Genomic DNA, 7,862 nt, shown 5'->3' on the forward strand with positions numbered 1-7,862 from the left:
TATTAAGTATAATTTCACTAAAATACATAATAAATAAGATATTTATTAAAAAATATATGATATAATTTGAATTTTAACTTATAAATTGATCAGTGTATTATTTCTCAGAAAATATTAAAAATCTATAAACCCATTATTCTATTATTTAAGGAATAAAAACAAATATAATTAGAAATAAGAAAATATTGTAGCTTTAAATGGGCTAATAGTTGATTAAAAATAAATTTTTGACAAAATAAGACTTATTAATGAATATTATTGAAAAATAAGTAATTTTAAAGAAAATGGCACAAGCTCATGTACATCAACTTCTTAGACAAAGGATCACGAATGATTAATCTAAAAGAAAACTTTGCTTTTAAAGGGATTCTCTTAAAAAACTTTATCAATGCTTCAATAGAAGAAAAAGAAATGGTAAGAGAATGCAGAAACGATGAGAGTATCAGAAAATGGATGTACTCAGATGAAATTATTTCTCAGGAAGAACATTTTAATTTCTTAGAAAATTTACAAAAAGACAATAAGAATTTTTACTGGATTGTCTATAAAGATGAAGGATTTATAGGTGTTATTTCCTTAAACAATATAAACATAAAAAATAAAAATGCCTACTTGGGCATATATTCAAATCCATTTTGTGAAATGAAGAATAAAGGCAGTTTACTTAGCAATTGTCTAAAAAAAGTGGCCTTCGATATCTTTGAACTGCATTCATTGAAGCTCGAAGTTATAGAGAATAATGAAAGAGCAATAGATTTTTACAAAAAAATGGGTTTTGAAGAAGAAGGGATACTTAAGGAATTTGTATGTAAAGATGGGAACTGGCTTAACGTCATAATTATGGGGATAATAAATAAATGAGGAATGAAAGAGATGGAAATCAAAATTGGGAACAAGTTAATTGGAAACAGTAAACATACATTTATAATCGCAGAATTATCTGCTAATCATCTCCATGATTTTGATCTTGCTGTAAAAACCATAAAATCCATAAAGGAAACCGGAGCTGATGCTGTCAAGCTCCAGACCTATACAGCAGACACAATAACTATTGACTCAGAGAATGAATATTTCAGGATAAAGCAAGGAACTTTGTGGGATGGCAGAACCCTTTACAAGCTATATCAGGAAGCCTACACTCCGTGGGAATGGCAGCCGGAGTTAAAAAAGATAGCTGAAGACTTAGGACTCTTATGTTTCTCCTCTCCTTTTGACAAAACTGCCGTAGATTTTTTGGAAAAAATGAACGTCCCTGCCTACAAGGTCGCTTCTTTTGAAATTACTGACATACCTCTCATAGAATACATCGCCTCAAAGGGAAAACCAGTAATTATTTCTACAGGCATCGCCACGCTAACTGATATTGAAGAAGCTGTAAACGCCTGCAAACGGATGGGAAATAAACAGGTTGCACTTTTAAAATGCACATCTGCATATCCATCCCCTCTTGAAGATGTAAACTTAAACACAATCCCAAACCTTAAGGACACTTTTAAGGTTGTTGTCGGTTTATCAGATCATACCTTAGGAATATCAGTACCGATTGCAGCTGTAGTTCTTGGAGCAAAAATAATTGAGAAGCACTTCATACTTGACCGGGGTTTAGGCGGGCCAGATGCTGAGTTTTCTCTTGAACCCCAAGAGTTTAAGGCAATGGTCAAGGCGGTAAGGGAAGTTGAAAAAGCTCTCGGTGAAGTCAGTTATGAACTGACGGACAAAATGACGAAAAGCCGTGAGTTTTCTCGATCCCTTTTTGTCGTAGAAGATATGGAAGAAGGAGAAGTGTTTTCTGAGAAAAATATAAGATCCATTAGACCTGGTTTTGGACTCCACCCCAAATATCTGTATGATGTTCTGGGGAAAAAGGCTGCAAAGTCTGTTACTAAAGGGACTCCTCTTAACTGGGACCTTATAGGATGAATATTTAAATCTTTTTGGGGGAATATAAATGAACTTCGGCTTAAAACTCTGGTCCACCAATCAGGACACGCTCCCACAAGCAGAGCAACTAATCAAGGATGATGTATTTCAATACATTGAATTGACTCCAATTCCCGGCACAGAGATAGATACATTTCTTTCTTACGACCTGCCCTATACAATTCACATAACGACAGAAAGGCACGGTGTGAACATTGCTGACAGAGAAAAAAGGGATTATAACATTAAAACAATTCAGAACTGCATTGAGTGGGCCGACCAACTTAATGCCAGATATATTATTCTTCATCCCGGATTCGGTTCTATGGCTTCATCGAGAGAGTTTTTGGAATGTATCGACGACAAACGGACTTTAATTGAAAACATGCCAAAAGTTGGACTGTTTGACGAAGCAATGGTAGGTTATTCGCCAGAGCAAATTTCGGAACTTATGGGGTCAAAATTTGGGTTTTGTTTTGATATGAATCATGCAATTAAAGCTGCTGTTAGTTTAAACGGAGACTACAAAGAATACATCAAAGATTTTTTAAAATTAAACCCCTCTTACTTTCATATTTCAGATGGAAACTTGGCTAACGAAAAAGATGAGCACCTATCGATAGGAGAAGGAAATTATGACTTCGAGTTTTTAATGCAATATGTCTCATCCATATTTTCTAAATACATAACTTTGGAAACACCAAGAAGCAACCTTGAATCCTTTAATGAGGATCTTGCCAACTTGACAAAAATTAAAGCGTTTATCAAGTAGATTATTCCCATCAAAAGAGAAGGGTAAATATCCATATTTAATAGACACTCTCCCAACATTTAATATTATTAGATGGTAACTTCAATTCACTTTTATTGAATCCTTTTAAATACAGAGCTTATAAGATAAACTGATGAACAAGATCATATTGCAAGTAAAATGAATATCAATCAACTGGCTTCAATAAATAAAATATATAAGCCATAAATAGGGACGAACCTACGATTTATTTAAAAATGATCGAGAAAACGGGATTTATTATGATTATCAATGATATTAAACGTCTTGCAAAAAATTCCCTTGGATTTGCCATCGGGACGATTTTAACTCAGGCAATAGGGTTTTTTCTTCTCCCTATATATACAAGATATCTCACTCCTGCAGATTACGGAATCTTATCAATTGCATCGGTTGTAAGTAGTGTTTTAGTAATATTTTTAATTTTTGGACAAGGGGGGGCAATCGGCCGTTTCTATTATGATTATCATCATGATTCAACTAAATTAAGAGATTACCTCAGTACTATCTGCCTCTCGGTTTGTTTGATATCTTTTGCAATATGTGTCATACTTTGTTTATTGGGAGATTCCTTCTTCTCAATAGTTCTCTCTGACATTCCATTTAATCCATATCTTATCTTAGTTATATGGAGTGCATTTCTTGGTGTTCCCTTAAATTTTGCTTTAATTCTTCTGCAGGTGAGAGAAAGAGCCCACACTTACAGTGTAATTAATGTAGCAAAATTTCTGATTTCCACTATACTAATAATCTTTTTCGTTGTGATGCAAAGAGAAGGCGCACTTGGAAGTTTGAAAGGTCAATTCGTATGTAGCATAATCTTCTTTTTTGTGGCACTAAGTTATCTAAAAAAAGATATTACAATAAAATTTGATAGAAATAAATTCAAAGAATCATTCTATTTTGGGTTACCATTGATTCCACATATGCTCGCTGGGTGGATCACCAGCCTTATTGACAGGTTATTCCTAAGCTGGTACTGGAATCTCTCTATAGTCGGCCTCTATTCCCTTGGATATCAGATCGGATCAATACTGAGTCTTATTACTACAGCCATTAATTTTGCCTGGGTTCCTTTTTTTCTGTCAAAAGCAACAGATGAAGGTGAAAAGGCAAAACATACGTTCTCAATTCTAACCACATATTATATGGCTTTAATTGGATTCATCGGAGTAGGCATCGCATTGTTTGCAAAAGATGTTATACATCTCATGACAGTCCCCGCATATTATGAAGCTTCCCAGGTTGTTCCTTTCATTGTTCTGGCATTTGTCCTGAATGGCATGTATTACATGGTAGTAAATCAAATATTCCTTCTGAAAAAAACAAAATATCTTGCAATTACTACTTTTTTAGGGGCCTTAATTAACATAGGTCTAAATTTCCTGCTTATTCCTGAATATGGAATGATTGGTGCCGCCGCTGCAACCGCAATGACATATTTATTCACTTTTATTGGAGTATTTTTACTATCCAATAGGCTTTTTCCCATAAAATATGAATACCTTAGAATTAGCAAGATATTATTTGTAGGAATATCTGTATATGCAATATCCCTTTTCTTACCAGAATATGATATCCTGTGCGATATCGCATTGAGATGTCTAGTAATACTTGTATACCCCACAGGATTATTGCTGATTCATGTTTTTACAGACGAAGAGATTACACAGGGAAAGATATACACTGGAGAAATAATGAGGGGACGTTTCAAAAAAAAGAATGTTTGAAATATCTCTATTACAGAGATCTTTAAATATTTTTTACCCATCCCACTCATCAAGGGTTTTTTCAATGAGCTGTACGACTCTTTCTGTTGATTTACCATCAATTTTATACAAATATTGTTCAATGTATTTATCTCTATTTTCAGCCAACTCGAAGTCGTCTCTCAGTAATTCCTCTATAGTAGGTTTTAGATCTTTTTCATTATAAACGCCCAATGCTACACCCTCTGTCACATATCTTTCGACATCTGGCTCTCCACTGAGGTTTAAGACGATCACAGGTTTATTCAGAGCTACTGCTTCCATTGCAGTTGTAGAGTCTTTTATGACCAAGATATCACACATATAGAGCTGTTCATAGGTGTCTGAATTTTTGGGAGTGATTACAATATTTAAGTTATGATTTTTCAAAGCATCTTTGATCATTTTTGTATATTTTTCACCTTCTCCTGGATGCTGTTTAATGATCAAGGTTACATCTTTTAGATTTTGTAACGTTTTAAACATTGCTTTGAAATTGTTTTTATTTTCTTTATCAGATATACCGTGGCATTGGGTTGTCCAAAGGACGATTTTATTATCTGGATTTAGGCTATATCTTTTGAAAAAATCTTCTCTAGAATACAATTTTTTTGCGTAATTCAATATATCATATCTTGGATTGCCTGTGACGACTACTTTTTGAGGTTCATATATGCTTTTTTCCACAAGCAATTTGTAGTGTTCCTCCCCAAAAACACACGTAACATCAGGTAAGATAGCCCGGAAACTTTTATCATCATACATATATCCTGGATGTTGATCCGTAATTATCCCATGTTGAAGGGCAATTGTAGGGATTTTATATTGGTGAGCAGTGTATACCATTTCCTTATGAAAGGGACAGTATTCACATGTTAACAACAAAATGTTAGGCTGTATCTCGTGGAGTATGTTTTTACAAATTAATAATTTCATATAACTATTTACATTAATTTTACTTCCAATGATGCAAAAATATTTTTTGAATTCGTCGTCGATTTTCATTCCTACCAATGACTGAATGGAATATGTGAAAGCCTTGAAAACATCTTTAATTGTTATATATTGTTCAATGCATATCCAATCATCAGAATTTCTATATTTATTAAGAGTTGCGCTCTTACTCCTAAACTTATTTGTTGGGTCCCTATCAATGCATTTGATAGAAAACATTTTTTTGCTTTGCTCGAGCACATCTCCTATCATCAGATCATATTCATAATTTTTACCATCTTTATGTTTATAATCCCTCCAATTATTTAAAGAACTGGAAAAGAGAATTTCAATCTCTCTAGATATTATCTTTTTTTTAAGCTGATTGAAAAAAACATTAAATTGGATATATTTTAATATATAATAACAAGAGATTGCAATGGACATTAACAAATAATTCGTATCCTTTTTTTGAAATATCAGATTCTTTGCAATTTCCATATATTTTTTTAAAATCTCTAAAGTATGATTGAAATACATAAGGCTACTCCATAAAGGATGTGAGGTTTCGATCGGCGTCAGTTGAAATTTGAAAATTACTTTATCTATTTTTTATTTAAATGTTACAGGATAAAATTTGTATGATTATTCTATTATATTTATCGGAGGATAGTTCTCTAAAAAGCTTTGATTTTTATATCATTTAATTTACACTCAAATTATTAAATTATTTAGAGCCTGTCTTAAAAGTGTTTCTTATTCACATAAAGGTTTGATCTTAGCCAGTCGTTTGCTCATTATACGGATCATAGCAGCATAGATGAAGGCTTGACTGGACTTCGTAAATCCTTCGTAATCTTTGCTCAAACGTCGATAGCGACCCAGCTATCCAAATGTACGTTCTACCCCCCCCATCTGTGAGGAAGTACTTTAAAACCTTTGACGTCATCATCACGCTTTACGATTTCCAATACCCAACCACACATTACTTTGACTCAATCAACCAGTTGACCGGCATAACCCGCATCAGCCCAGATAAGCTGTAATCGAGAAAATGTTCCTTAAACTTGTTCCAGAACAAGTTTAGCACCATCTCTATCCTAATATTCGCCGCATGAACTACATCCATCAACAGTAGCCCTGTTGTATCCACTAGAATGTGGCACTTTCTCCCTTTGACTTTCTTGCCAGCATCATATCCGCGTACTCTTGGTGTTTCTGTATTTCTCGAAAGGACTGAACGCGTTTTCTACCTCGATTAGTTCGGAGATGTGGGATATGAGGCTTAAGCAGTTCCCATTCTTTATCAGATAAATCCCTAGGATAAGGAAGTCTTCAATTTCGTTTTGACAACATTAACGAACAATCTGGTTACAGGATTATTTAATTTTAAGAGCCTATCCGAAAAGTCCCGCAGCTCTGAAAGTAATCCATGCGCATGCGAAATGAAGCATAGCAAAGTAATTCTCAAGCTTCTTTTCCCATCGAATAAGCAGTCTTCTGAATCTATTCAGCCAAGAATGCGTCCTTTCTACAACCCACCTTCTTGCCTTATGACCCGGTATCTTTTTTACTATTTTTTCTTCTCCACGTCTCGGGATATGGGCAGTATATCCATATTCTTCAACCAATTTTCTGATATCAGGATAATCATATCCCTTATCCATGCATATATTCTGAATTACTTTATGTGAAGGTCTTTCAATAATTATGTCATCAAGAGTCTCTTTTACAAGCATTTTATCGTGCCTATTGGCTCCATCCACGGCAACAGAAAGTGGTATGCCTTTACCCTCAGTTAACATACTCCTTTTTGTTCCTTTTTTGCCACGGTCAGTAGGGTTAGCTCCGGTTCCATCTCCACCCAATGGTGCTTTTGTCATAGCTCCATCAATTGATTGCCACTCCCACTCTAACCCTTTTTTATTATCATATTCCATTAGACCAGCTTGCCATATTGTCTCAAATAATCCTGCCCTTTGCCATTCCTGAAATCTATCATGTACAGTGCTTGGAGCACCATAACATCTTGGCAAGGCTTTCCATTGACAGCCAGTACGAAGGAGATAATAAATACCGTTAATTATTTTCCTATCATCCTCTCGCGGTCTTCCAGGCTTCTTTTTCGGCTTTGGGAGTGGTAGTAAAGATTTGATTATATTCCAGAATCCATCTGAGATCTCGTAGTCGTGTCCCGTTTTTCGTTTTGTCACTACTACAAATTACCATACATAGCAGTTCTTTTACTTTTCGGATAGGCTCTTAGACAGCCTCAAAGAATACAAGGCGCTTTCAGGTAAGTATGTTGTTTATCTCCTCAGCGCCTTTCCTATTTCCAAACGCATTATTTCTCCTTTTAGCCCCATCAAATCCATGAATCGAATTTACAATCTTTCCATAATCTGCCCCTGCAAGAACATTCCATCCATCTTCTACGGTTTCAACCCATTCAGTATTCTCTCTCATGGTAA

General features: G+C 34.7%; 6 protein-coding genes and 1 pseudogene. 4 read left to right on the forward strand and 3 right to left on the reverse strand.

Features of this window, described 5'->3' with window-relative positions:
• The first annotated feature begins 297 nt into the window (after positions 1-297).
• From pseH to PHF18_RS04695, 4 genes are all read left to right on the forward strand, one after another.
• Positions 298-861 carry a UDP-4-amino-4,6-dideoxy-N-acetyl-beta-L-altrosamine N-acetyltransferase gene (gene pseH, locus PHF18_RS04680; RefSeq protein WP_300098994.1) on the forward strand — a complete coding sequence of 188 codons (564 nt, stop codon included), beginning with the start codon at positions 298-300 and terminating at the stop codon, positions 859-861.
• Positions 862-864: 3 nt separating this feature from the next.
• The gene (pseI, locus tag PHF18_RS04685; RefSeq protein ID WP_300098997.1) at positions 865-1,920 is read left to right on the forward strand and encodes a pseudaminic acid synthase; all 1,056 of its coding nucleotides are present in this window, start codon (positions 865-867) and stop codon (positions 1,918-1,920) included.
• Positions 1,921-1,948: 28 nt separating this feature from the next.
• A complete protein-coding gene (locus tag PHF18_RS04690; RefSeq protein ID WP_300099000.1) occupies positions 1,949-2,692 on the forward strand; it encodes a TIM barrel protein in 744 nt (247 codons plus the stop codon).
• Positions 2,693-2,952: 260 nt separating this feature from the next.
• Positions 2,953-4,440, forward strand: a complete 1,488-nt coding sequence (locus tag PHF18_RS04695; RefSeq protein WP_300099003.1) for a lipopolysaccharide biosynthesis protein — start codon at positions 2,953-2,955, stop codon at positions 4,438-4,440.
• A gap of 33 nt (positions 4,441-4,473) precedes the next feature.
• Here PHF18_RS04695 and PHF18_RS04700 read toward each other — a convergent pair whose 3' ends face one another.
• The 3 genes and pseudogenes from PHF18_RS04700 to PHF18_RS04710 form a co-directional block, all read right to left on the reverse strand.
• The gene (locus PHF18_RS04700) at positions 4,474-5,931 is read right to left on the reverse strand and encodes a UDP-N-acetylglucosamine 2-epimerase (protein ID WP_300099006.1); all 1,458 of its coding nucleotides are present in this window, start codon (positions 5,929-5,931) and stop codon (positions 4,474-4,476) included.
• Between the two features lie 216 nt (positions 5,932-6,147).
• Positions 6,148-6,684 (reverse strand): annotated as a pseudogene (locus PHF18_RS04705) (transposase).
• A gap of 104 nt (positions 6,685-6,788) precedes the next feature.
• On the reverse strand, positions 6,789-7,604 hold the full coding sequence (locus tag PHF18_RS04710; protein ID WP_300099009.1) for an IS5 family transposase: 816 nt from the start codon (positions 7,602-7,604) through the stop codon (positions 6,789-6,791).
• Positions 7,605-7,862: the final 258 nt, after the last annotated feature.

Origin of the sequence: Methanosarcina sp. (assembly GCF_028693135.1) — an archaeon.
Taxonomy (GTDB): domain Archaea; phylum Halobacteriota; class Methanosarcinia; order Methanosarcinales; family Methanosarcinaceae; genus Methanosarcina.

Excerpts from the sequence above, each read along its gene's own strand:
- pseI (WP_300098997.1), top strand. The coding sequence starts at position 865 with ATGAAAGAGATGGAAATCAAAATTGGGAACAAGTTAATTGGAAACAGT.
- pseH (WP_300098994.1), top strand. The coding sequence starts at position 298 with ATGTACATCAACTTCTTAGACAAAGGATCACGAATGATTAATCTAAAA.
- PHF18_RS04695 (WP_300099003.1), top strand. The coding sequence starts at position 2,953 with ATGATTATCAATGATATTAAACGTCTTGCAAAAAATTCCCTTGGATTT.
- PHF18_RS04690 (WP_300099000.1), top strand. The coding sequence starts at position 1,949 with ATGAACTTCGGCTTAAAACTCTGGTCCACCAATCAGGACACGCTCCCA.
- PHF18_RS04700 (WP_300099006.1), bottom strand. The coding sequence starts at position 5,931 with ATGTATTTCAATCATACTTTAGAGATTTTAAAAAAATATATGGAAATT.